Genomic DNA, 23,172 nt, shown 5'->3' with positions numbered 1-23,172 from the left:
CTATGGAAAAACGAAAGAAAACTAGATTAGATGTGCTCCTCGTCGACCGCGGCTTAGCGGAGACGAGAGAGAAGGCGAAGCGATCTGTCATGGCCGGGCTCGTCTATAGCGGGACCGAACGGCTCGACAAGGCGGGCGACAAAGTGTTCGACGACATTCCGCTCGAAGTGAAAGGCCAAGTGTTGCCATACGTCGGACGGGGCGGACTGAAGCTTGAAAAAGCGCTCCAAGTCTTCCCGTTCGATGTGGCTGGTAACATCGGCATCGATATCGGCTCATCGACAGGCGGTTTCACCGATTGTGCGCTCCAAAACGGGGCCACGCAAATGTATGCCGTCGACGTCGGCTATAACCAGTTGGCGTGGAAACTTCGGAGCGATGACCGTGTCGTCGTCATGGAGCGGATGAACTTCCGCCATGCGACCGCTGACCAGTTCCCGGTGACGCCGGATTTCGCGACGATCGATGTCTCGTTCATCTCACTTCGGCTCATGATTCCGCCGTTGAAGACGATCTTGAAGCCTAACGGCATCGTCATGGCGCTCGTCAAACCGCAATTTGAGGCCGGGAAGGCCGATGTCGGCAAAAAAGGCATCGTCCGGGACCGCGCCATCCATGAACGGGTCGTCGACGACATGGTCCGTTACTTCGCCTCGGAAGGATTCGAAGTCGCGGGACTCGACTTTTCACCGATCACCGGTGGGGATGGGAATATCGAATTCTTATTGTTCGCCCGTTTCACCGGTGTCGGCAGTGTCGACCCAGCCATCGACGTGGACGCGGTCATCGACGCCGCCCACGCGCAATTGAAGAAGAACGCTTGAGCTGCAGACGAACCGTCTGCAGCTTTTTCATGTGGGAATGCGACCGACTGGGGAAATCATCCTGCGAATGCTAGACCTTTTTTCGACAATACTTTAGAATGATACTGAGTATGCGAAACAACAAATGAGGTGTCAGCGAGGATGAATAAAGGACAGCGTTTGATTAAAATTCGAGAAATCGTGACAAATCGTGAAATCGAGACGCAAGACGAGCTCGTCGACGAGTTGCATCGCTCTGGATATCCAGTGACACAGGCGACCGTGTCGCGGGACATCAAAGAGCTCCATCTCGTGAAAGTACCGCTCAACGACGGCCGCTATAAGTATAGTCTGCCGGCCGACCAGCGCTTTAACCCGTATGGGAAAATGAAACGGATTCTTGGCGACAGTTTCGTCTCGGTCGACTCGGCCCAAAACTTGGTCGTCATGAAAGTGTTGCCTGGCAACGCGGATGCGATCGGCGTGTTAATCGACCATTTGTCATGGGACGAATTGATTGGGACCGTATGTGGCGATGACACGATCTTGATGATCGCCCGGGACGAAGAGCAAGCGAAGCGAATCATCGAACGACTACTCGGAATGTTATGAGGTGAATTATCGTATGTTAGCAGAACTATCGATCAAACAATTTGCGATCATCGATGAACTGAATATCACGTTCAAGCGTGGGATGACCGTATTGACGGGTGAGACCGGGGCGGGGAAATCGATTCTGCTCGATGCGATCGGCCTGCTCGTCGGGGGCCGCGGCTCGAGCGAGTTCGTCCGCTATGGTCAAGACAAGGCGGAGATCGAAGGGCTGTTCAACGTCGAACCAGACCATCCGATCATCGAGGCGGCGACCCAATACGGCATCGAGATTGAAGAAGGGACCGTCATTTTGCGCCGCGACCTACATAGTAGCGGAAAGAGTGTTTGCCGTGTCAACGGTAAGATGATGCCGCTGTCGACGCTTCGCGAGCTCGGACGGCTGCTCGTCGATATTCATGGCCAGCATGAGCACCAGCACTTGATGGATGCCGAATACCATCTCGGCATTTTAGATAGTTTTGCCGAAACCGAGCTCGCCCCGCTCCTCGAACGTTATCGAGAGGCTTACGTCGATTGGAAGAACGTCGCCGACGAGTTGAAACGATTGAGTCAAAGCGAACAAGAACTGGCCCAGCGCATGGACCTGCTCGCGTTCCAGACGAATGAGATTGAGGCGGCCGAACTGAAGGTCGGAGAAGAACAGGCGCTCACCGAGGAACGGAACGAGCTCGCCAACTTCGAGCGGATTCATCAGCACGTCCGGTTATCGTATGAGGCCGTCGCGGATGAGGCGAAAGGTCTCGATCAAATCGGGATCGCCATGCGCGAGATGGAGGAAGCTTCCTCATTGTCGACATCGCTCGCGCCGATGGCCGAAACAATCTCGAACGCTTATTTCTTGCTCGAGGACGCCAAATTCCAGTTGCGCGATCAGCTCGATTCACTCGAATTTGATCCGATTCGGCTCGATGAAATTGAGACGAGGCTCGCCTTGTTCCAACAGTTGAAACGGAAATACGGGGCCACGATCGACGAGGTCATCACGTATGGGGAAAAAATCGCCGACGAGTTAAAATCGATGACGAATCGGGAAGAACACTTGCAAGAACTATCGGACCGGCTCGCCCAGCTCGAACAAAAAGTGCGTACGACCGGACTAGCGTTATCGGCGGCCCGCAAACAAGCGGCGACCGAGCTCGAGAAAGCGATTCAGCGTGAATTGAAGGAATTGTATATGGAGAAGACCCAGTTCGAAGTCCGGTTCAAAGAAGGGCCGTTCAAGGCAGACGGACTCGACCAAGTCGAGTTCTATATGATGACGAACGTCGGCGAACCGTTCAAGCCGCTCGCCAAAGTCGCTTCAGGCGGAGAACTATCCCGCGTCATGCTCGCGTTGAAGTCGATTTTCTCGCGTACGGTCGGTGTCGCGTCCATCATCTTCGACGAAGTCGACACAGGCGTGTCGGGACGGGTCGCCCAAGCGATGGGCGAGAAGATTTTCCGGTTGTCGGTCGGGTCACAAGTGCTCTGCATCACCCATTTGGCTCAAGTGGCCGCCATGGCGGACCAACACTTGTATATCACGAAGACGGAGACGGATGAGCGCACGAAGACGAACGTCTCGACGCTCGGGCATGCCGAACGGGTCGATGAGCTCGGACGGATGATTGCTGGGGCGCAGATGACGGAATTGACGAAACAACACGTGGAGGAACTGCTCACTATGTCTCTCCAATTAAAACGGAAGTTTATCGAAGGGGTGTCTTAATTGATTACATTATGCATCGCGGACGACAATCGAGAAATCGTCGATTTGTTGACCCGCCAACTCGAGTCCGAAGACGACTTAAAAGTCGTTGGGACCGCCTACGACGGCGAGGCATGCTTAGACGTCGTCAAGACACACCAGCCGGACGTGCTGTTGCTCGACATCATCATGCCTCACTTAGACGGCATCGGCGTCCTCGAACGGTTACAGACGGAATTGGCGCACGCTAAACCAGAAGTGATTATGCTCAGTGCGTTCGGGAAAGATGAAGTCACGAAGCAGGCCGTTCAACTCGGCGCTTCTTACTTTCTGGTCAAGCCGTTCAACATTCAACAATTGATCACGAAAATCCGCGAACTCGCTGCCGGTTCGAGCCGTGAGTTCGAAGCGATGTCGCCGGAAGAACTCGACATCTCGCTCTTGCTGCAACAACTCGGCATCTCGCCGCGCATCAAAGGGTTCAAATATATCCGCCAAGCCGTCGTCTACGTCCGAGAGCGTCAGGAGCTGCTCGGATTGATTACGAAGGAGCTCTATCCGATGATCGCGAAAGAGCATGAGACGACCTCGTCCCGCGTCGAGCGGGCGATGCGCCACGCCATCAAGACGGCGTGGGAGAACGGGATGCGGGACCACGAGATGTTCAACGGTCGCCCCGAGCGCGAGCGCAGTCCGAAAAACTCGGAATTTATCTCGTATTTCGTCACGTATCAATCGTTTAAACAGCAATGATCGATCAGGAGGCCCGCCTCCTGATTTTCTTTTACTTTGTGAAAGAAAGCGCTTGCAAATCATGCGGAACTTGTTATAATAAAGGTGTACCAAGTTACTTGGACGAGCGTCAGATGAACGCTTTCTAACGTGTTCCGGAACGTGTTAGAGCAAGAAATCATCTCGGACCGCTATCCGTCAATAGCTCAGAGGTGGGAACGACATCTCAAATCGTCATCGTCCCGACGAGAGGTCGCGACGTACGCTCATTCGCGAGGCGATTCCGGCATCGAGTTCGAAGCTAGGGACCGTGACCGGGGAAAACGAATCGTTCAGTTGACCAAAAGGAGTGTTGTCAACCGTTGAACAGTTTATTGCAAGCGTTCGACTTCACGATGGATGGTTCGACATGACCCGATGAATAATCGTTAGTAACTCGAATGGGTACGTTTCCGTTCACGCAAGACGGCAGTTACTAATTTCTTTCAAACTTCTTCATTAAGAAGACCATTGGACCCTCATGTCACAAGATTGTAGCAAGTAGGAGAGGAGATCATCCGTAGTGATCACAATTCAATACGAATAAAAAGGTTCCGCACTTGAAATGAAGTCAAGTTAGGGAACCTTTTTTTGTGTTCAAGAATCTATTCGTGGGACTTTGCCTGTTTTCTTGTCACGATTGAAGATATAACCTGCCACGAAACCGATCCCGCCCATCGCGATCAACAGTCCGAACGTTCCTTGTAACATCGAGGCGGCTGCCACCGACTCGATCCAAGAGAACGGGACGCTCGTCTTGAGGAAGAAACTGTCGCGAAGTAACTTGATGCCATAGACACCGAAGAGGCCAGGGATGATTAAGATCAACAGTGCGATGATGCGCATAGGATCTCCTCCTTAACACTCATAAGTTTACCAGAAAATACATAGCTCGACACGGCCTTTTTTGTGAGGTTGCGAAATCAGTTCAGGTTCAGTAGCATGAATGCAGAACGGTAAAATTGGGGGATTTCAGAATGAATAAACGATTGATGATTGTCGGTGCGGGAAAAGGCGGGACCGAAGTGCTGAAAATGTTGCTCGACTCGCCGCTCGTCACCGTCGTCGCCGTCATCGACCCGGAACAGACGGCCGAAGGGATGCAACTCGCGCGGAACCAGGGGATTATGACGGCGGAGGATTGGCGGGCATGTGCCGACAAGCGTCCCGATTTCGTGATCGAGACGACGGGCCGCTCCGAGACGTTCGATGAATTGAAAGGACATTTCGCCGACGCGGTCGTCTTGCCTGGCGAGTTCATCCGCATCGTCGTCGAACGGCTGAAGCAAAATCAACAGATGCTCGAGGCGATTATCGACTGTACGAGCGAGGCCATCTCGGTCGCCGACCACAACGGGAACACGATTTTAATCAACCCGTCCTATACGCGACTGACGGGATTCAAGAAAGAAGACGTCGTCGACAAGCCGGCGACGGCCGACATCGGCATGCAGGAGAGTGTCCACTTGAAAGTGCTGTCGACCGGGCAAGGAGTCCGCGATATCCGGATGCAAATCGGGGCGACGCGGCGCGACATTCTCGTCAATGCCGAACCGATTATCGTCGAAGGGAAGTTGCGCGGGTCGGTCGGTGTCATCCGGGACGTGTCTCAAATCCGAGCGCTCCGTGACGAGCTGCAAGAAGCGAAGACACGCATCCGCAACCTCGAGGCGAAATACCAGTTCGCCGACATCATCGCGTCGAGCGACGCGATGCGCTTCGTCATCGAACAGGCCCGCCTCGCCGCGGTCACGCCGGTCACCGTCCTTATTCGCGGGGAGTCGGGGACGGGCAAGGAACTGTTCGCCCACGCCATTCATGGGGAGTCACCGCGCAAATATAAAAAGTTCGTCCGCGTCAATTGTGCGGCCATCTCCCCGACGCTGCTCGAGAGTGAATTGTTCGGCTACGAGGACGGCGCCTTCAGCGGGGCGAAACGCGGGGGGAAGGTCGGTTATTTCGAAGAGGCCGATGGCGGCTCTCTCTTCCTAGACGAGATCGGCGAACTCCCGGTCGATGTCCAAGTCAAACTCCTCCGTGTCCTGCAAGAGCATGAGATCGTCCGGGTCGGGGGCACGAATGCGATCCCGGTCGACGTCCGCATCATCGCGGCGACGAACGCCGACCTTGAACAAAAAGTGGCGGACGGCACGTTCCGTGAAGACTTATATTACCGGATCAACCGGATGCCGATCCACATCCCGCCGCTCCGGGACCGGCTCGAAGAAATCGAGCCACTCTGCGAACGCATCGTCCGCAAGCTGAACCAAGAGTACGGCCGCAGCGTGCGTGGGGTGAACCGCGAGGCGACCGAGCTGTTGAAGAATCAGTATTGGAAAGGCAACGTCCGAGAGCTCGAGAATGTCCTCGGGCGGGCGATCATCTATATGGCGAGTTCCGAGCAGTGGATCGCGCCGCACCACCTACAGCTGTCACCGCGTGTCGCATCGGCCCGACCGACCGACGCGCTGTCGTTACAGGATGCCGTGTCGCGCTATGAGCGTGATTTGATTGAACGGGCCATCGAGGAGGCGGACGGCAACAAGTCAGAGGCCGCCCGGCGATTACACATTTCGATTCGGACGCTGTATAATAAACTTGAACGTATGCAATAAATTACCTGCATTTTTTTTCATACCACGCAAAAAAGTGCAGAGTATACGACCTATTAAAGCGCTTTCAAAAGTGGAAACAAAATTGCTTGTTAGTGGATGAAGACAGGCAAGGGGGGACATGCATGAATTTTGAACGGATGCTCGAAAAGGCGAAGCGGTTGGACGGGCGCACCGTCTCGATTGCCGGGGCCGCCGATGTGGAGGTCATTCGCGCCGTCAAACTCGCGACCGATCACGGTCTATCTCGATTTAAATTGATTGGAGATGCCCGGGAGATTAAACGATTATGCGACGAGCACGGCATCGAAGATCACGCGGTCGATATCATCCACATCAAAGGCGATAAAGAGATTGCCAAACGAGCGACGCTCGCGGTCAAGACAGGAGAAGCGGATGTGCTCATGAAAGGAATGGTCGCGACGTCGACGTTCATGAAAGCTGTGCTCAGCCGCGAGGCAGGACTCCGGACGAACCGGACGCTCAGCCATATCGCCTTATTTCAAATCCCGAACCGGGAACGATTAATCGGTGTGACCGACGCGGCCATCCATATCGCGCCGACGCTCGAAGAGAAAGTGGACATCATCGCCAATGCGGTCGATGCGATGACAGACATCGGGTACGAGCTACCGCGTGTCGCTGCCATCGCCGCCGTCGAAGTGGTCAATCCACAGATGGCCGCCACGACAGACGCGGCGCTGCTCGCCCAAATGAACCGTCGCGGCCAAATCAAAGGATGTGTCGTCGACGGACCGCTTGCGCTCGATAACGCCGTCGACATGGTCGCGGCCAAACAAAAAGGCATCGAGAGTGAGGTCGCCGGACAAGCCGACCTATTGCTCGTCCCATACATAGAGGTCGGCAACGTCCTTTATAAGTCGATGATGTACTTCGCCGGAGCGAGCGTGGCGGCGATCGTCGTCGGCGCAGCCGCACCGGTCGTTTTGACGAGCCGGGCCGATACGGCCGAGGCCAAACTGTACTCACTCGCATTCGCGCTCTTGCACGCTAAAAAATAAATTTTATGGAGGAATCATCAATGATGGAAACAAACATGGAACCACGCTTTCGAATTTTCGACGTCTTGCAGGCCGAGGACTATGAGCAAATCGTCTTTTGCCAAGACCAGGCGTCAGGACTGAAGGCGATTATCGCCATTCATGACACGACACTCGGGCCGGCTCTCGGGGGGCTGCGGATGTGGAACTATGCGTCGGAAGAAGAAGCGCTCACGGACGTCCTTCGTCTCGCAAAAGGGATGACGTACAAAAACGCGGCGGCGGGACTCAACCTTGGTGGCGGGAAGGCCGTCATCATCGGCAATGCGAAGACGGACAAATCAGAGGCGTTGTTCCGTGCATTCGGTCGTTACGTGCAATCGCTCAGCGGACGCTATATCACGGCCGAGGACGTCAATACGTCGGTCGCCGATATGGACTTCATCCACATGGAAACGGATTACGTGACCGGCGTCAGCCCGGCGTTCGGATCGAGCGGCAACCCATCGCCGGTGACGGCGTATGGCGTGTATCGCGGCATGAAGGCGGCAGCGAAATGGAAGTTCGGTTCGGATTCGCTCGCCGGCAAGACGGTCGCTGTCCAAGGGGTCGGCAACGTCGCCTACAACTTGTGCCGTCACTTACATGAAGAAGGGGCCCACTTGGTCGTCACCGACATTAACGAAGAGGCGCTCAAACGCGCGGAGACGGACTTCGGCGCGACGGTCGTCAAACCGGACGAGATTTATGCGGTCGATTGTGACATCTTCGCCCCGTGTGCGCTCGGTGCGATCATCAATGACAAGACGATCCCGCTACTCAAGGCTCAAATCGTCGCCGGTGCGGCCAATAACCAGCTCGCTGAGGATCGTCACGGGGACGTGCTCGAGGAGCGCGGCATTCTGTATGCGCCGGACTTCGTCATCAACGCGGGCGGTGTCATCAACGTGGCCGACGAGCTCGAAGGCTATAACCGTGAGCGGGCGATGAAGAAAGTCGAACTCATCTATGACAACATGCAGCGCGTCTTCGAGATTGCCGAGCGCGACGGGGTACCGACGCATGTCGCCGCCGAGAAGATGGCAGAGGAGCGGATTCAGATGATGTCGCGTTCGCGCAGCCAGTTCTTGAAAGTCGAAAAGAGCTTACTCGGTGGGCGCTGAGATGACACGACAGCTCATTCTCGCCATCAACCCGGGTTCGACTTCGACGAAGGTCGGCTTGTTTGACGGAGCGGACGAGATTTTATCTCGTACCGTCCGTCACGAGGCCGACGTCACAGGATTGTCACTTCCGGAGCAACTCCCGCATCGAGAACGTGAAGTGCGGGACTTATTGGCCGAAACGGGCATTGCGGGCGAGGACTTGTCCGCAATCGTCGGTCGCGGGGGATTGCTGGCCCCGATGACATCGGGGACGTACGCTGTCAACCCGCTCATGCGTGAAGATTTGGCGAGCGGTCGTTTCGGGATGCATGCCTCGAACTTGGGCGGACTACTCGCTTATAAACTCGGTGAATTATTTCAGGTACCGAATTTCATCGTCGATCCAGTCGTCGTCGATGAGCTCGGCCCGCTCGCGCGTGCGACGGGAATGCCGGAGATCAATCGTCGCAGCATCTTCCACGCCTTGAATCAAAAGGCGGTCGCAAAACGTTTCGCGGCCGAAAATGGAAGCGATTACAAACAGCTTAACTTGATTATCGCCCACCTCGGAGGAGGTATCACAGTCGGTGCCCACGCCAAAGGGGCAGTCATCGATGTGAACAACGGACTCGACGGCGACGGGCCGCTCGCACCGGAACGGGCAGGCTCGATTCCTGTTGGACAGGTAGTAGAACTATGTTATAGTACCAGGTATAAAGAGTCGGAAATGAAACAGAAAATCGTCGGACGAGGCGGGCTTTTTGCCCACCTCGGAACGTTCGACGCGATCGAGATCGAACAGCGCATGGCAGATGGCGATGAACAGGCCGCTCTTCTTTACGAGACGATGGCATACCGCGTCGCCCAGGAAATCGCCAAACATGGCGCCACCCTACGCGGCGACGTCGACGCGATTCTGTTGACGGGTGGCATCGCCTATTCGACTTGGCTGACCGAGCAAATCAGTGCGCGCGTCGGCTATTTGGCGCCGGTTCACATCTATCCGGGCGAAGATGAGCTGAAGGCACTCGCCGAAGGCGCACTCCGGGCCATCCGACATGAAGAAGCAGTTCGAGAATATGAGGGGGATACACATGGCACGAGAATATGAGATCGTCGTCATCGGCGGCGGTCCTGGCGGATATGTCGCAGCCATCAAGGCGGCCCAAGCCGGGAAAACTGTCGCAATCGTGGAGGCCGAGAAACTCGGCGGGACATGTCTACATAAAGGCTGCATCCCGACGAAGGCGTTGTTGAAAGCGGCCCACGTCTATCAGACGGCAAAACACGGGAGCACGTACGGTGTTGAGACGGGATCCGTTTCGTTCAACATGGAGCGGGCCCAGTCGTTCAAACGCGACTTGGTCGCGGGACTAGAAAAAGGTATTGAGCACTTGATGAAGCAAGGTAAAATCGAGGTGTTTCGCGGAAAGGCATCGATTTTGGGACCGAGCATCTTCTCGCCGCAGCCGGGAACGGTCGCGGTTGAAGACGAATCCGGTGAGTCCGAGCTCATCTTGCCGAACCAGCTCATCATCGCGACAGGGTCGATTCCGCGCGAACTGCCAGGGCTGCCGTTTGACCATACACGCATCTTGAACTCGGACGACCTGCTCCAGTTCGAACAGTTGCCAGAATCCATCGCCATCGTCGGCGGTGGGGTCATCGGTGTCGAATGGGCCTCGATGCTCATCGACCTTGATGTCGCGGTCACGCTGATTGAAGTCGGGGAGCGTCTGTTGCCGCTCGAAGACAAGGCGGTGTCACGGGAAGTCGAGCGACTCCTGAAAAAACGGGGCGTCCGTGTGTTGAAGAACGTCACCGTCGACCCGGAGCGTACAGAAGTAGCAACCGATGCCGTCTCGCTCGCGGTCGGCGAAGAGACGATCTCGGTCGAGTGTGTACTCGTCTCGGTCGGACGGGTCGCCAATACGGAACATCTCGGCTTACAGAACACATCGATTGTCGTCGAGAACGGTGTCATCCAAGTCGATGAACAGTATCGGACGAAAGAACGTCACATCTTCGCCATCGGAGACTGCATCGGCAAACTTCAACTCGCCCATGTCGCCTCGGCGGAAGGTGTGAAGGCGGTCGAGACGATTCTCGGTCACGAGCCGACTCCGCTCGACTACGCCTTGATCCCGCGTTGTGTCTATGGGGTCCCGGAAGTCGCATCGGTCGGCATGACCGAAGAAGGTGCCAAAGCAGCCGGGCATGAAGTCAAAACGGGCACGTATCGTTTCAACGGCCTCGGCAAGGCCCGTATCGAAGGGCAAGCGGATGGATTCGTCAAACTCGTGTCGGACAAGACGACGGACGACCTGCTCGGTGTACACATCGTCGGGCCGAAAGCGACGGAATTAATCACAGAAGGCGGACTCGCTCTCGTCTTGAACGCCACGGCATGGGAAATGGGCCAACTCGTCCATCCTCACCCGGCGCTGAGCGAAGCGTTCCAAGAAGCGGCACTGGCCGTTGACGGATTACCGATTCACGCCTAAGGAGGAAACAGAATGGAACAGATGACTGTGAATTCATATGAGGAATTAGGATTGACGAAACAAGACCTCGGTGCGATGTACGAGACGATGGTCCGTGCCCGTAAAATCGATGAGCGCATGTGGAAATTGAACCGTGCCGGAAAAATCCCGTTCGTCGTCTCGTGTCAAGGACAAGAGGCGGCCCAAGTCGGGGCGGCGTTCGCGCTCGAAAAAGGGACGGACTATATTCTTCCGTATTACCGCGATGTCGCCGTTGTCCTCCACTTCGGACAGACGGCTCGCGATTTAATGTTGTCGGCGTTCGCCAAGGCGGAAGACCCAAACTCAGGCGGCCGTCAAATGCCGGGCCATTTCGGTTCGAAACAGCATCGCATCGTGACGGGCTCGTCTCCGGTGACGACACAAGTGCCGCATGCGGTCGGTGTGGCGCTTGCCGCCAAACTGAAAAAAGAAGAGCTCGTCACGTTCGTCTCGTTCGGAGAAGGCTCGTCGAACCAAGGTGACTTCCACGAAGGTGCGAACTTCGCGGGCGTGCATAAGTTGCCTGTGATTTTGTTCTGTGAGAACAACAAATACGCCATCTCGGTACCGCTCTCGAAGCAACTCGCTTGCGAGCGCGTATCGGACCGCGCCAAAGGTTACGGGATGCCAGGCGTCACGGTCGATGGGACAGATCCGATTGCCGTTTATGTCGCCGTGAAAGAAGCCCGCGCCCGCGCCCTTCGCGGCGAAGGCCCGACGCTCATCGAAGCCGAAGTCGAACGTCTCGTACCGCACTCGTCGGATGACGATGACAAAGCGTATCGCTCGGTCGAAGAGTTGGCCGACCTTAAGAATCGTGACGGGAATCAATTGTTCCGGAAGCGTTTGATTGAAGATGGCGTCATGACCGAGGAGGAACTCGCAGAGATCGAGGCGAACGTCGATCGTGAAGTCAATGAGGCGACTGCTTACGCCGATAAGGCACCATATGCGTCTCCTGAATCGACGATGGACCATGTGTACGAGGGGGAAATGTGATGAAAACGTTTATTGAAGCGATCAATGAAGCGATCCATGAAGAAATGGAACGCGATGAGAACGTCTTCGTGCTCGGGGAAGATGTCGGCGTCCGAGGCGGTGTGTTCCGCGCGACGCAAGGCTTGATTGAGAAGTACGGCGAGGACCGCGTCATCGATGCGCCGCTCGCCGAGAGCGCGATCGCAGGTGTCGGGATCGGGGCGGCCATGTATGGCATGCGTCCAATCGCCGAAATGCAATTCGCCGACTTCATCATGCCAGCGGTCAACCAAATCGTCTCCGAAGCGGCAAAAATCCGCTACCGTTCAAATAACGATTGGACGTGCCCGATGGTCATCCGTGCACCGTTCGGCGGCGGGATTCATGGCGCACTCTATCACTCCCAATCGGTCGAGGCGATGTTCAACTCGACGCCTGGACTCAAAGTCGTCATCCCATCTGACCCGGTCGATGCGAAAGGGTTGCTCAAGGCAGCCATCCGCTCGAACGACCCGGTCCTCTTCTTCGAACATAAACGGGCGTACCGCCTCTTGAAAGCCGACCTTCCGACCGACGACTATACGGTCGAAATCGGCAAGGCCGCCGTCAAGCGGGAAGGGGACGACATCACAATCATCACGTACGGTCTGTGCGTCCACATGGCCCAGGAAGCGGCGAAAACGCTCGAAGCCGAAGGCATCAGCACGCACATCCTCGATTTGCGCACGATCTATCCGCTCGACCAAGAAGGGATCGTCGAAGCCGTCAAGAAGACCGGGAAAGTGCTCCTCCTCACCGAGGACAATAAGGAAGGCAGCATCATCGGGGAAGTCGCGGCCATCATCGCGGAGAAAGCGCTGTTCGAACTCGATGCGCCGATCGAGCGTCTGGCGGGACCGGACGTTCCGTCGATGCCGTATGCACCACCGATGGAGAAGTTCTTCATCGTATCCCCTGAAAAAATCGCGGAGCGGGCACGTCAGCTCGCCGCCTTTTAAGGAGGGGTCATATGGAACAGACAATTAAAATGCCACAGCTCGGGGAAAGTGTCACTGAGGGGACGATCACAACGTTTCTCGTCAAACCAGGTGACCGCGTCGAGGAGTATGAGCCGCTCGCCGAGGTCATGACCGATAAAGTAACCGCTGAGATTCCGGCGACGAGTGCCGGTGTCGTGAAACAGATTTTAATCAGTGAAGGCGACACGGTCGCCGTCGGCACACCGGTCCTCGTCATGGAAGTCGAAGGTGCCGATTCGGCGCCAGCGAAAGCAGAAGTGGTAGCAGAACCGGCACAAGTCGAAGCGGCCCCGGTCGAGACGAAGCAAGCGGTCACTGTAGCGTCGGCCGCGCCACGAAAACAGAATAACGGTCGTTTCTCGCCGGCCGTCATCCGACTCGCCAATGAGAACGCGATCGACTTGAACGAACTCGACGGCAGTGGCCTCGGTGGTCGCATCACGCGCAAAGATGTCCTCCGCTACTTATCGGAAGGCCGTCCGGTCAAGCCGGAAGCGGCGACGCAAGTGCCGCTTCAAGAGACGATGACAAAAACGAAGCTCGACGTACCTGAGTCGGCCGCGGCACCTTCCGTGTCACCATCTGTGCCGGCAACCGACGGGTCGTCGGACCGAGTCGAATTCATTCCGACGGCAGGTGTCCGTCAAGCGATTGCCAACAACATGGTCCGCTCGAAACATGAGGCCCCGCATGCGTGGCTCATGATCGAGGTCGATGTGACAAACCTCGTCACGGCTCGGGCCAAGTTGAAAGACGAGTTCTTCAAACGGGAAGGTGTCAAACTGACGTTTATGCCGTTCTTTATGAAAGCGGCGATCGAGGCGCTCAAAAAACATCCGATGATGAACTCGGAATGGGCGGGCGATCACATCAAAGTCCATCAAGACATCCATCTATCGGTCGCCGTCGCGGCGAACGACGCCCTCTACGTCCCGGTCATCAAGCACGCGGACGAGAAGAACATCAAAGGTCTTACCGTCGCACTTCAAGACGTCGCGGCCCGTGCCCGCGGCAACCGCTTGAAAGCGGACGAGATGCGCGGCGGCACGTTCACGATCAACAATACGGGTGCGTTCGGTTCGATTCAGTCGGCACCGATTCTGAATTACCCGCAAGCGGCGATCTTGTCGGTCGAGTCGATCGTGAAGCGCCCAGTTTGGGTGAACGGGATGTTCGCGGCGCGTGACATGGTCAACTTGTGCATGTCGGTCGACCACCGTGTCCTCGACGGTCTCGTCGCCGGTCAGTTCTTGCAGGCGATCAAACAGTCGCTCGAGTCCATCGACCCGGACACGTATACGCTCTATTGATTCACGTCCTGCCTTCGACCGAGGGCAGGATTTTTCATATGGAAAATAAAAAAGCCACGGAATTGTCCGTGGCAACATGGTTCAGATGGAACGTTCAATCAACGCTTCGATATCGCGGCGAATTCGTTCGGGCGAAGTGAGCTCGGCGTTCGTGTAGCTGAGGCGGTGTGTCGATTCGTCGGTCCCGGTCAAGTCGGCGAACAGGCTGCCGAGATTGTGGACGCTCTTGTCGACTTGAATCAATAAATCTAACGACGATTCTGTTTGGAGCATGACGACTTCGAGCTCATCGAGTTTACGTCCGTAGCTCGTCCCGTTCGGCGAGTATTCGAGCTCTTGGGCAATCGGGAGACGGCCGGAACGATGGCGGGCCGGAAGCATCTCCGTATCGGCCTTCTTCAAGCGGAAGCCGATGTCGTCGAGCACGTCGAGGACGACCTGCTGGGCCTGGTTCGGTTTGACGAGAATCGAGTCCTCGTCTTTCGGGTCGACGGCCTGGGCGATATCGAGACCGGTCTCGATCCACGATTTCGATTGGCTGACCGAAATCGGCGTGTTGAACGGCACGTCAATCGTGAACGGGATTTCCTTCACTTCTTCGGGATCGATCATGAACGGCGCTTCGTTCAACAAAATCTTCTCGATCGTGAACGTCGAATACGTCGTCTTGTCGTTCACCTCATGCTTATAGAGCGTGTTGAAGAAGATGTAAATCCGGTCGACCGATTGCTCGGTGCTGCCGCCCTTGATATGGACGACACCATTCAGTGTCCCGCCTGGCACACAGGCACTCTCTTCGAGTCGCGTATCCACCGTCGCGGCGCCGATTCCAATCGATGATAATAACTTTTTGAACATACAATGATCCTCCTTTGACGTTTGCACGTGTTCGTGTAATAGTATGTACGAATACACGTGAACAAAAGTTTCGAAACTATTGAAAAAAGGATGAACGCAGTGGAATATACAGCATTAACCGAACGGCTGGCTGATGTGATTCGCCAGAACGAGCTCGTCACAGCGACAATCAGTCAACCGCGTCAAAAGTCGAACGATTTACGCCGGGTCAAATTGAAGCCGGTCCTGTTGAAAGGCGAGTACCATATACAATTCGAATACCAATTTGAACGGGTAATGAAACATAAAAATCTCACACCGGACGAGGCGGTCATCGAACTCGATGAATTGCTCGAGACGTTCCGCCAAGGACAGTTCCAGTTGAAGGCGTCCGAGTTCCACTTTCAACTGTCTAAAAAGTTCAAAGTGACGTTCAAGGAGCGCGAGACGGCCGTCAAACAAGTGAAGCTGAGTCATAACCGCGAGAAGCAGTACCTGTTGCCGCTCGATGAGCCGGTACCGTTCCTCATCCGACTCGGCGTCCAGTCCGAGGATGGGAAAGTGAAACGCCAAAAGTATGACAAGTTCAAGCAAATCAACCGCTTCCTCGAATTTATCGAAGACTCGATCAAACATTTACCGACCGACCGGACCATCCGGATTCTCGATTTCGGCTCCGGGAAGTCGTATTTGACGTTCGCCCTCTATCACTTCTTGCATGAGATGAAAGGCTATGACGTCCATATCACCGGGCTCGATTTGAAGAAAGAAGTCATCGAGGAATGTGCCGGGATTGCGCGCGACCTTGGGTATGAACGTCTCGAGTTCCTCGTCGGTGACATCAATGAGTTCGAAGGGGAGACGGCGGTCGATATGGTCGTCACACTTCATGCGTGCGACGTCGCAACGGATATGGCGCTCGCTCGGGCCGTGCGTTGGGGGGCGAAAGTCATCTTGAGCGTGCCGTGTTGTCAAAAAGAATTGAACCGTCAACTTGAGGCACCGAGACTTGACGTCATGTTGCAGCATGGACTCATCAAAGAACGGTTCGCGGCGCTCGCCACCGATTCGATTCGGGCCGAATTACTTGGACTCGTCGGCTATGAGGCGCAACTCCTCGAGTTCATCGATATGGAGCACACGCCGAAGAACATCCTCATCCGGGCCTATTTGACGAACCGGGAAGCGACCGCTGAAGCGCGGGCCCGCTATGTGGCCTTCAAGACGCTGTTGAACGCGACACCGTTCCTCGAAGGACAATTGAGCGATAGACTTGTCCTAACCGATCCACTAGACGTAAAATAAGAAAGAACAGACGCAAGTCGAAAGGGGAAACAATATGGATTTTCAATTATACTTTCAAGATGTAGTCGAACAAGCTCGCAATGAGGTACGCTCTGCAGGGTACACAGAACTCACCACACCGGAAGAAGTCGACGCGGCGTTAACGAAAGAAGGCAAAACGCTCGTGCTCGTCAACTCGGTATGTGGCTGTGCCGGTGGCATCGCTCGTCCGGCAGCAGCGTACGTGAATAAGATGGAAGGCGTCAAACCGGACCAGTTCGTGACTGTGTTCGCGGGTCAAGACCGTGAAGCGACTGACCGCGCCCGTGAATACTTCGAAGGTTACGCCCCGTCGTCACCATCGATCGCGCTGTTAGAAGACGGCAATATCGTCACAATGGTCGAACGGAGCACAATCGAGTCATCAACGACCGAAGAGCTCGTCGAGCAGTTACAGACGTTGTTCGATATTTACTACGCCTAAGAAGTGAGCGCAGAGGCATTGCCTTTGCGCTTTTCCTTAAGAAGGGATCGATGAGATGGAACCAGTCGTCAAAATCATGAGCGAGGCCGAATATACGATTGCTTTGTCGCGCGGCGAGATCAACGAGCCGACCCTCCAAACGGAAGGGTACATTCGTTGTTGCACCCCGCAACAGATCGGGAAATTCGTGCGTCGACATTATCATGGGGAGCGAGTCGTGCTCGTCTCGTTCCATGTCGGACGTCTCGGCAGCCTGCTCCACTATGAGTTTGACGAGGACGGGGAACGCTATCCCCACGTGTATAGCGCCATTCCCATCGCTTCGGTCAAACGAGTGCAGCCCTACGGCTCTCGGGACAATGGTACGGTCACTTATTTTGCTTACGAGCGAATGTGACCGTATTTTTTTTAGATTTTATGCATGAATATACTTTACAAGTAATAATTATGTGTATATAGTGGTTGAAGAACAAGTCGGACATATGATGAGTCAGAGAACAGTTGAGCAACATTCACATATATGTCATAATTTTGTTAAAGTTCTGATAATTTCATCCTATTGAAGAAAGGGACGATGAACATGAAAAAAGGTTTTCTAGCATTATGTATCGCAAGCCTAGCCGCTTTTACTGTAGCCTGTGGGGCAGACGTGAACGAAGGAGGTTCGACATCGACCGATGAAGATGACAAAGTCATCGTCATGGGGACGAGTGCGGACTACTTCCCATATGAATTCGTCGATACGGCGAACGGGGATGAGATTGTCGGATTCGATATCGATATCGCCAAGCAAGTGGCCGAGAACATGGGCTACGAATTGAAAATTGAAGACATGGACTTCGGGAGCCTGCTCGGGGCGCTCAACGCCGGTCGTGTCGATTTCGTCATGGCGGGTATGACACCGACAGAAGAACGGAAAGAGAACGCCGATTTCTCAGACATCTACTTCACGGCGAAGAACTTGATTTTGTCAAAAGGGGATGCCATCCAGTCGCTTGAGGACTTGGACGGGAAACAAGTCGGGGTCCAACTCGGATCGATTCAAGAAGGGATTGCCAAAGAGCAAATCCCGGGTGCTGAAATCGTCGCCTTGAACAAGATTCCAGAGATTATTCAAGAAATCAAGACCGGCCGCATCGATGCGATGGTCATCGAGGACACGGTCGCGAAGAAATATCTCGATCAAGACAGCGAACTCACGACGTTTGAAATCGTCGACGAGGAAGAGGCCGGTTCAGCCGCTGCCTTCCGTAAGGACGACGAGCTCCGTGATCAGTTCAATGAAGAGTTGAACAAGATGATCGATTCAGGAGAAATCGAGAAGTTGGCTCAAAAATGGTTCGAACAAGAAGCTGCACCAGCTGAATAAAGATTGTAGAAGGCTGACTGAAAGCATCAGTCAGCCTTTTTTAGGAGGAACTCACAATGGATTTTAGTCGGATTTATGATTCTATCCCGTATATTCTCGAAGGGATTCCCGTCATGTTCCAAGTCGTGCTCGTCTCGGCCTTGTTCGGGATTACGCTTGGCGTCGTCGTCGCCACATTCAAAATCGTCCCAAACCGTCTCGTCAACTTCATCGGGCACGCCTATACGGCCGTGTTCCGCGGAACCCCGCTCATCTTGCAACTCGCGATCATCCACTTCGGATTGCCGCAGTTGACCGGATATATCACGACGCCATACCAATCGGCCGTCATCGCCTTCTCACTGAACTCGGCGGCGTATATCTCGGAAATCATTCGGGCCGGGATTCAAGCGGTCGATAAAGGCCAGTGGGAAGCGTCGGATGCCCTTGGCGTCCCGTACGTCAAACAACTGCGATCAATCATCTTGCCGCAGGCGTTCAAAAACATCTTGCCGGCCCTCGTCAACGAGATGATCACGCTCACGAAAGAATCGGCGCTCGTCTCGACGGTCGGTGTGCTCGACATCATGCGCCGGGCGCAAATCGTCGGTGGGCAAAAGGCGATCTACTTTGAACCGCTCCTGTTTGCCGGTGTGATATACTTTACAATAGTGATGGTGTTGACGTATCTTGGTCAACGTCTAGAAAAACGGCTTAGAAAGAGTGATGGCAGATGATACAAGTAAACGATTTATACAAACAATTTGGTGACCTCGAGGTCCTCAAAGGCATTACGACATCGATTGAGAAAGGGGAGGTCGTCGCCGTCATCGGTCCGTCCGGTTCGGGGAAATCGACGTTCCTCCGTTGCTTGAACATGCTCGAGGTGCCGACGTCTGGAACGGTCAGCGTCGCCGGCTATGAGCTCACGAAAAAAGGGGCGAACGTCTCGAAAGCACGCCAAAATATCGGGATGGTGTTTCAACAGTTCAACTTGTTCCCGCATATGAGCGTGCTCGACAATTTGATATACGCGCCGATCAACGTCTTGAAAGTGAGCAAGGCCGAGGCGATTGAACGGGCGAAAAAGCTCCTCGAACGGGTCGGATTGTCCGAGAAAATCGACGCCTATCCGAGTCAACTGTCGGGTGGACAAAAACAACGTGTCGCGATCGCCCGGGCGCTCGCCATGGAGCCGAACGTCATGTTGTTCGATGAGCCGACGTCAGCGCTCGACCCAGAGATGGTCAACGAAGTGCTCGATGTCATGAAAGGGCTCGCCGAGTCTGGGATGACGATGGTCGTCGTCACGCACGAGATGGGCTTTGCCCGTGAAGTGGCGGACCGTGTCCTCTTCCTCGACGAAGGCATCTTGATGGAGGAAGGCAAACCGGCCGACTTGCTTCTCAACCCGCAAACCGACCGCGCAAAACGCTTCTTAGAAAAAGTCTTATAACTGAAACGATCCATCTGACACCAGAAAGGGAGGATTTCTATGAAGATCACCTACTATGGCCACGCGACCGTGCAACTCGATATCGACGGGACATCCGTCTTAATCGACCCGTTCCTGACGAGCAATCCGCATACGGACGTCGACCCGGCGAGTGTCAAAGCAGACTATATCTTGCTCACCCACGCCCATTTTGACCATATCGAAGACGTCGAATTGATTGCGAAACAGACGGGCGCAACGATCGTCGCGACACACGAGCTGGCGACATATTATGAGAAGAAGGGTTTTTCGGTCCACGGCATGAACATCGGGGGCGGCCATTCGTTCGCGTTCGGCCGCGTCACGATGACGCAGGCGTTCCATAGCTCGAGTCTCGACATGGGCGACATCCCGGTTTATATGGGAATGCCGGGCGGGTTCATCATCGAGACGAACGCACTCACGGTGTACCATGCCGGGGACACGGCGCTATTTTCGGATATGAAACTGTACGGCGAACGCTTCGAGATTGACGTCGCCTTCCTCCCGATCGGGGATAACTTCACGATGGGACCGGTCGACGCACTCGATGCGGCGCACTGGCTCCAAGCGAAACGAGTCGTCCCAATCCATTTTGATACGTTCCCGCCCATCAAACAAGACGCACGGGCGTTCTGCGATCAATTGCACCAACGTGGTCTCTTGATTGAGCCGAACACGACGATTGAGATTTGATGATGCATCCAGCGGTGCTCGAGACCGAACGGTACGTGGCGAAGCTGCATGCCGGAGACCATACCGGCCATGATATGGCCCATCTCGACCGAGTGCGCCGTTTGACGACGCATCTCGCGGAAGGCGAAGCGGTCGACGGTCTCGCTTTGACGCTCGCGGCGCTCTTGCATGATGTCGAGGATGAGAAGCTTGGACGTGATAAAGGTCTCGTCGCACGTCACCTTGACACGTTACCGATCGACCCCGAACAACGGGCTCACGTCCTGACGATGATTGAAGAGTCGTCCTTTTCAAAAGGACGGTCCCCGTCGTCACGTGAGAGCGCGATGCTGCAAGACGCCGACCGGCTCGACGCGATTGGGGCAATCGGCATCGCCCGGACGTTCCAATTTGCCGGCGCACGTGGCAATAGCCTCCACGGCGAGGGTGACTCGAAAAGCGCGATCGCTCATTTCGAGGAGAAGTTGCTCCGGCTCGCGAATCAAATGCATACGGAACTGGCGAGACGAATCGCCCGGGACCGCCACGCGTTCATGGTTACTTTTTTGGACCGGTTCGAAGCGGAATGGACAGGGCAAGACATATGAAACGGCCGAGGAATCCCTCGGCCGTTTTTTGGTTAAAACGGATGTTTATTTAGCCAATGGCCACCGTCGAGGGAAATGCATTCCCCGTTCAAATAGCGCATCTCGTCCGACGCCATCCAATAGGCGAGGTCGGCAATCTCTTCCGGTGTCCCGAACCGTCCGAGCGGCACATTGCGGCGGATGCGCTCGACTTCTTTGACGTGGACGGCTAGTTTGTCGGCTCCACCTGTCCGCTCGATTGGACCCGGGCTAATCGCGTTCACACGCGCCCCGAACTGATATCCCCATTCGACGGCGAGCGTTCGCGTCAAATTGAGCACGCCGGCCTTGGCGGCCGCGCTCGGTGCGACACCGGCGCCCGCTTGCCAGGCATACGACGCGACCATGTTGATGATGGAGCCGTCACGCAGTTGCTCCCGTTCCCAATGCTTGCCGAGCACGTGGGTGCAGTTGAACGTCCCGTTCAAGACGATGTCGATGACGCTCGTCCATCCGTTCGGCGTCAAGTCGAGCGTCGGGCAGACGAAATTACCGGCCGCGTTGTTAACGAGCGCGTGCACTGGACCGAACCGTTCAATGATTTGATCGAGCGCAACGGCACACCCCTCATAGTCACGCACATCGTGTTGCACGGCTATCGCCGCTCCGGCCCCGATGGTCTCCAGTTCGCCCATCGCTTCTTGTAGCCGCTCCTCGTTGCGGCCGCTGATGGCGACGTTCCAGCCCTCGGTCTTGAATTTTAGCGCCATCGCCTTGCCCATCCCCGATGAGCCACCTGTGATCCAAATCGTTTTCATACAAATCCCCCTTTGGAATGAATGGTCGTTCAGTTTATGTATTCGCTCAGCGAAGAGGGGATTCCTGCAAAAAAAGTGACGGCCGTTGGGCCATCACTTCAACTGCTCTAAATAGGTCAATCCGAGTTCACGGTCGATGCGATACATCGTCCCGGCGACTTTCTCGCCCCAATACGGGTCCGAGGCGTAATTGACGTTGACGCCTTCTTGTTTATTGCCAGGGAACGGTCCTCGGTCATAGGCGCCCGTCACGTACTTTTCGGCGAATAAACGAGCCGCCGCATCGATGCTCGCCTCGACAGACGGGTAGGAGGCTGCATTTCCGCTCGGGTCGTTGTCAGTCGCTTGGAAGCCGAACAAGTTATTCTTTTCCCGGGCGATGGCTGACGTACCGAACCCGGACTCGTGTCCGGCGACGGCCATGAGGAACAAGGCGTTGATGCCGAACTCTGCCTCGGCATCTTTGAAGGCGTCGCCTTTACCGGTGAGCGGGCTGTCGTCGAGTGAGCCGAGGAAGGCGTCGAGCTCGCGAGCCGAATACGGTGCCTTCGACGCGATCGAGGCGAACTGGTATGGCGAATCGAACACGTCGCGCACGTCCTCCGTGTAATAGCGGTCGGACGACTGTTGCGGCGCCGGTCCGACGAGGAACGTCCCGGCCAAGTTGCCGTTCGCCTCGACGGTATGGAACACTTGTCCGTCCCGCATCTGATAGAAGCCGCGACGCTCGACGACGGCGTCCGGATAAAGCGTCATGTCGGCCGGCTTCACGTAGACGTCGGCGCCGGAAATGTTCACCAACAAATGCTTGTCGGCCGTCTGCACGAGACGGAGGCGGGTCCCGCCGGCGACATACGACTGCCGTTTCTTAAACTCGGCGTCTTGATACAAGTTCGTGATTCGGTCGGTCGGGGTGACGGCGATACCGGTACCTATGAAGTCGATGACGTCGCCTGACGCATCGAGCAGGGCCCGGTTGCCCCCACGTTCCATATAGGCCCGCGCCTCGTCGAGTGACTCAAATGATCGGGTCGAGACGTCCCCGCTGTCATAGGTCTGAACGGTATACGAGCCGCTCGGACGGTCTTGGAGCCAAAGGAAACCTAAAACGGCGAGGGCGAGCGTGAGCAGCGTGGGAATCACGCCACGTTTTTTTCTTTTCAATACGATCACTTCCAAACATATGGATTGCCAAACGG

Annotated in this window: 24 protein-coding genes; 20 read left to right on the top strand and 4 right to left on the bottom strand. The window is 55.4% G+C overall.

The window, feature by feature from the left end; genetic code table 11:
* Positions 1–2 precede the first annotated feature (2 nt).
* The 4 genes from KNP68_RS01010 to spo0A all read left to right on the top strand — a co-directional run bounded on the left by KNP68_RS01010 (position 3) and on the right by spo0A (position 3,858).
* Entirely contained in the window at positions 3–824 is an 822-nt protein-coding gene (locus KNP68_RS01010; RefSeq protein ID WP_029595275.1) for a TlyA family RNA methyltransferase, read from the top strand.
* Between the two features lie 141 nt (positions 825–965).
* Complete coding sequence (ahrC, locus tag KNP68_RS01005) at positions 966–1,415, top strand: transcriptional regulator AhrC/ArgR (protein WP_131471252.1); 450 nt, start codon at positions 966–968, stop codon at positions 1,413–1,415.
* 13 nt (positions 1,416–1,428) lie between these two features.
* Positions 1,429–3,126, top strand: a complete 1,698-nt coding sequence (recN, locus tag KNP68_RS01000; protein ID WP_021067695.1) for a DNA repair protein RecN — start codon at positions 1,429–1,431, stop codon at positions 3,124–3,126.
* The gene (spo0A, locus tag KNP68_RS00995) at positions 3,127–3,858 is read left to right on the top strand and encodes a sporulation transcription factor Spo0A (protein WP_021067694.1); all 732 of its coding nucleotides are present in this window, start codon (positions 3,127–3,129) and stop codon (positions 3,856–3,858) included.
* A gap of 615 nt (positions 3,859–4,473) precedes the next feature.
* On the opposite strand, the gene KNP68_RS00990 is transcribed toward spo0A, so the two are convergent.
* Positions 4,474–4,722 carry a DUF2627 family protein gene (locus KNP68_RS00990; protein WP_021067693.1) on the bottom strand — a complete coding sequence of 83 codons (249 nt, stop codon included), beginning with the start codon at positions 4,720–4,722 and terminating at the stop codon, positions 4,474–4,476.
* A 131-nt stretch (positions 4,723–4,853) separates the two neighbouring features.
* Here KNP68_RS00990 and KNP68_RS00985 point away from each other — a divergent pair, with 131 nt between their 5' ends.
* From KNP68_RS00985 to KNP68_RS00950, 8 genes are all read left to right on the top strand, one after another.
* On the top strand, positions 4,854–6,491 hold the full coding sequence (locus KNP68_RS00985) for a sigma-54-dependent Fis family transcriptional regulator (protein WP_029595276.1): 1,638 nt from the start codon (positions 4,854–4,856) through the stop codon (positions 6,489–6,491).
* A gap of 122 nt (positions 6,492–6,613) precedes the next feature.
* On the top strand, positions 6,614–7,510 hold the full coding sequence (gene yqiS, locus KNP68_RS00980) for a phosphate butyryltransferase (protein WP_029595277.1): 897 nt from the start codon (positions 6,614–6,616) through the stop codon (positions 7,508–7,510).
* A 20-nt stretch (positions 7,511–7,530) separates the two neighbouring features.
* On the top strand, positions 7,531–8,652 hold the full coding sequence (locus tag KNP68_RS00975; RefSeq protein WP_021067690.1) for a Glu/Leu/Phe/Val family dehydrogenase: 1,122 nt from the start codon (positions 7,531–7,533) through the stop codon (positions 8,650–8,652).
* Position 8,653: 1 nt separating this feature from the next.
* Positions 8,654–9,745, top strand: coding sequence for a butyrate kinase (buk, locus tag KNP68_RS00970; protein WP_029595278.1), 1,092 nt, complete (start codon positions 8,654–8,656; stop codon positions 9,743–9,745).
* On the top strand, positions 9,729–11,138 hold the full coding sequence (lpdA, locus tag KNP68_RS00965; RefSeq protein ID WP_029595279.1) for a dihydrolipoyl dehydrogenase: 1,410 nt from the start codon (positions 9,729–9,731) through the stop codon (positions 11,136–11,138). Before buk ends, lpdA begins: the two co-directional genes overlap by 17 nt.
* Before the next feature lie 21 nt (positions 11,139–11,159).
* Positions 11,160–12,158 carry a thiamine pyrophosphate-dependent dehydrogenase E1 component subunit alpha gene (locus tag KNP68_RS00960; RefSeq protein WP_029595280.1) on the top strand — a complete coding sequence of 333 codons (999 nt, stop codon included), beginning with the start codon at positions 11,160–11,162 and terminating at the stop codon, positions 12,156–12,158.
* The gene (locus tag KNP68_RS00955) at positions 12,158–13,135 is read left to right on the top strand and encodes an alpha-ketoacid dehydrogenase subunit beta (protein ID WP_214798457.1); all 978 of its coding nucleotides are present in this window, start codon (positions 12,158–12,160) and stop codon (positions 13,133–13,135) included. The genes KNP68_RS00960 and KNP68_RS00955 overlap by 1 nt, the downstream gene beginning before the upstream one ends.
* Before the next feature lie 11 nt (positions 13,136–13,146).
* Positions 13,147–14,466: a dihydrolipoamide acetyltransferase family protein gene (locus tag KNP68_RS00950; protein ID WP_214798454.1), complete on the top strand. Its 1,320-nt coding sequence runs from the start codon at positions 13,147–13,149 to the stop codon at positions 14,464–14,466.
* An 81-nt stretch (positions 14,467–14,547) separates the two neighbouring features.
* Here KNP68_RS00950 and KNP68_RS00945 read toward each other — a convergent pair whose 3' ends face one another.
* Positions 14,548–15,324: a sporulation protein gene (locus tag KNP68_RS00945; protein ID WP_029595283.1), complete on the bottom strand. Its 777-nt coding sequence runs from the start codon at positions 15,322–15,324 to the stop codon at positions 14,548–14,550.
* Between the two features lie 99 nt (positions 15,325–15,423).
* Here KNP68_RS00945 and KNP68_RS00940 point away from each other — a divergent pair, with 99 nt between their 5' ends.
* The 8 genes from KNP68_RS00940 (at position 15,424) to KNP68_RS00905 (ending at position 21,176) form a co-directional block, all read left to right on the top strand.
* Positions 15,424–16,608, top strand: a complete 1,185-nt coding sequence (locus KNP68_RS00940; RefSeq protein WP_371819293.1) for a class I SAM-dependent methyltransferase — start codon at positions 15,424–15,426, stop codon at positions 16,606–16,608.
* Between the two features lie 34 nt (positions 16,609–16,642).
* Positions 16,643–17,071: a BrxA/BrxB family bacilliredoxin gene (locus tag KNP68_RS00935; RefSeq protein ID WP_214798447.1), complete on the top strand. Its 429-nt coding sequence runs from the start codon at positions 16,643–16,645 to the stop codon at positions 17,069–17,071.
* Between the two features lie 55 nt (positions 17,072–17,126).
* A complete protein-coding gene (locus KNP68_RS00930; RefSeq protein WP_021067681.1) occupies positions 17,127–17,468 on the top strand; it encodes a DUF952 domain-containing protein in 342 nt (113 codons plus the stop codon).
* 183 nt (positions 17,469–17,651) lie between these two features.
* Positions 17,652–18,440 carry a transporter substrate-binding domain-containing protein gene (locus tag KNP68_RS00925; protein WP_029595285.1) on the top strand — a complete coding sequence of 263 codons (789 nt, stop codon included), beginning with the start codon at positions 17,652–17,654 and terminating at the stop codon, positions 18,438–18,440.
* Positions 18,441–18,496: 56 nt separating this feature from the next.
* Complete coding sequence (locus tag KNP68_RS00920) at positions 18,497–19,156, top strand: amino acid ABC transporter permease (RefSeq protein ID WP_021067679.1); 660 nt, start codon at positions 18,497–18,499, stop codon at positions 19,154–19,156.
* Positions 19,153–19,875, top strand: a complete 723-nt coding sequence (locus KNP68_RS00915) for an amino acid ABC transporter ATP-binding protein (protein ID WP_029595286.1) — start codon at positions 19,153–19,155, stop codon at positions 19,873–19,875. Before KNP68_RS00920 ends, KNP68_RS00915 begins: the two co-directional genes overlap by 4 nt.
* 39 nt (positions 19,876–19,914) lie before the next feature.
* The gene (locus KNP68_RS00910) at positions 19,915–20,589 is read left to right on the top strand and encodes a metal-dependent hydrolase (protein ID WP_021067677.1); all 675 of its coding nucleotides are present in this window, start codon (positions 19,915–19,917) and stop codon (positions 20,587–20,589) included.
* Positions 20,589–21,176: an HD domain-containing protein gene (locus tag KNP68_RS00905; RefSeq protein WP_029595287.1), complete on the top strand. Its 588-nt coding sequence runs from the start codon at positions 20,589–20,591 to the stop codon at positions 21,174–21,176. Before KNP68_RS00910 ends, KNP68_RS00905 begins: the two co-directional genes overlap by 1 nt.
* A gap of 32 nt (positions 21,177–21,208) precedes the next feature.
* Here KNP68_RS00905 and fadH read toward each other — a convergent pair whose 3' ends face one another.
* Entirely contained in the window at positions 21,209–21,973 is a 765-nt protein-coding gene (fadH, locus tag KNP68_RS00900) for a 2,4-dienoyl-CoA reductase (protein ID WP_251131432.1), read from the bottom strand.
* A gap of 93 nt (positions 21,974–22,066) precedes the next feature.
* Positions 22,067–23,146, bottom strand: coding sequence for an N-acetylglucosaminidase (locus KNP68_RS00895; RefSeq protein ID WP_353048046.1), 1,080 nt, complete (start codon positions 23,144–23,146; stop codon positions 22,067–22,069).
* Positions 23,147–23,172 lie beyond the last annotated feature (26 nt).

This window comes from Exiguobacterium sp. s50 (assembly GCF_018618175.1).
GTDB classification, from domain to species: Bacteria; Bacillota; Bacilli; order Exiguobacteriales; family Exiguobacteriaceae; genus Exiguobacterium; species Exiguobacterium chiriqhucha.
This window is presented reverse-complemented; position numbering and strand designations above follow the sequence as displayed.

Coding starts and splice junctions, on each gene's coding strand:
- KNP68_RS01010 (WP_029595275.1), top strand. CDS start 3: ATGGAAAAACGAAAGAAAACTAGATTAGATGTGCTCCTCGTCGACCGC.
- ahrC (WP_131471252.1), top strand. CDS start 966: ATGAATAAAGGACAGCGTTTGATTAAAATTCGAGAAATCGTGACAAAT.
- recN (WP_021067695.1), top strand. CDS start 1,429: ATGTTAGCAGAACTATCGATCAAACAATTTGCGATCATCGATGAACTG.
- KNP68_RS00990 (WP_021067693.1), bottom strand. CDS start 4,722: ATGCGCATCATCGCACTGTTGATCTTAATCATCCCTGGCCTCTTCGGT.
- KNP68_RS00985 (WP_029595276.1), top strand. CDS start 4,854: ATGAATAAACGATTGATGATTGTCGGTGCGGGAAAAGGCGGGACCGAA.
- yqiS (WP_029595277.1), top strand. CDS start 6,614: ATGAATTTTGAACGGATGCTCGAAAAGGCGAAGCGGTTGGACGGGCGC.
- KNP68_RS00975 (WP_021067690.1), top strand. CDS start 7,531: ATGATGGAAACAAACATGGAACCACGCTTTCGAATTTTCGACGTCTTG.
- buk (WP_029595278.1), top strand. CDS start 8,654: ATGACACGACAGCTCATTCTCGCCATCAACCCGGGTTCGACTTCGACG.
- lpdA (WP_029595279.1), top strand. CDS start 9,729: ATGGCACGAGAATATGAGATCGTCGTCATCGGCGGCGGTCCTGGCGGA.
- KNP68_RS00960 (WP_029595280.1), top strand. CDS start 11,160: ATGACTGTGAATTCATATGAGGAATTAGGATTGACGAAACAAGACCTC.
- KNP68_RS00955 (WP_214798457.1), top strand. CDS start 12,158: ATGAAAACGTTTATTGAAGCGATCAATGAAGCGATCCATGAAGAAATG.
- KNP68_RS00950 (WP_214798454.1), top strand. CDS start 13,147: ATGGAACAGACAATTAAAATGCCACAGCTCGGGGAAAGTGTCACTGAG.
- KNP68_RS00945 (WP_029595283.1), bottom strand. CDS start 15,324: ATGTTCAAAAAGTTATTATCATCGATTGGAATCGGCGCCGCGACGGTG.
- KNP68_RS00935 (WP_214798447.1), top strand. CDS start 16,643: ATGGATTTTCAATTATACTTTCAAGATGTAGTCGAACAAGCTCGCAAT.
- KNP68_RS00930 (WP_021067681.1), top strand. CDS start 17,127: ATGGAACCAGTCGTCAAAATCATGAGCGAGGCCGAATATACGATTGCT.
- KNP68_RS00925 (WP_029595285.1), top strand. CDS start 17,652: ATGAAAAAAGGTTTTCTAGCATTATGTATCGCAAGCCTAGCCGCTTTT.
- KNP68_RS00920 (WP_021067679.1), top strand. CDS start 18,497: ATGGATTTTAGTCGGATTTATGATTCTATCCCGTATATTCTCGAAGGG.
- KNP68_RS00915 (WP_029595286.1), top strand. CDS start 19,153: ATGATACAAGTAAACGATTTATACAAACAATTTGGTGACCTCGAGGTC.
- KNP68_RS00910 (WP_021067677.1), top strand. CDS start 19,915: ATGAAGATCACCTACTATGGCCACGCGACCGTGCAACTCGATATCGAC.
- KNP68_RS00905 (WP_029595287.1), top strand. CDS start 20,589: ATGATGCATCCAGCGGTGCTCGAGACCGAACGGTACGTGGCGAAGCTG.
- fadH (WP_251131432.1), bottom strand. CDS start 21,973: ATGAAAACGATTTGGATCACAGGTGGCTCATCGGGGATGGGCAAGGCG.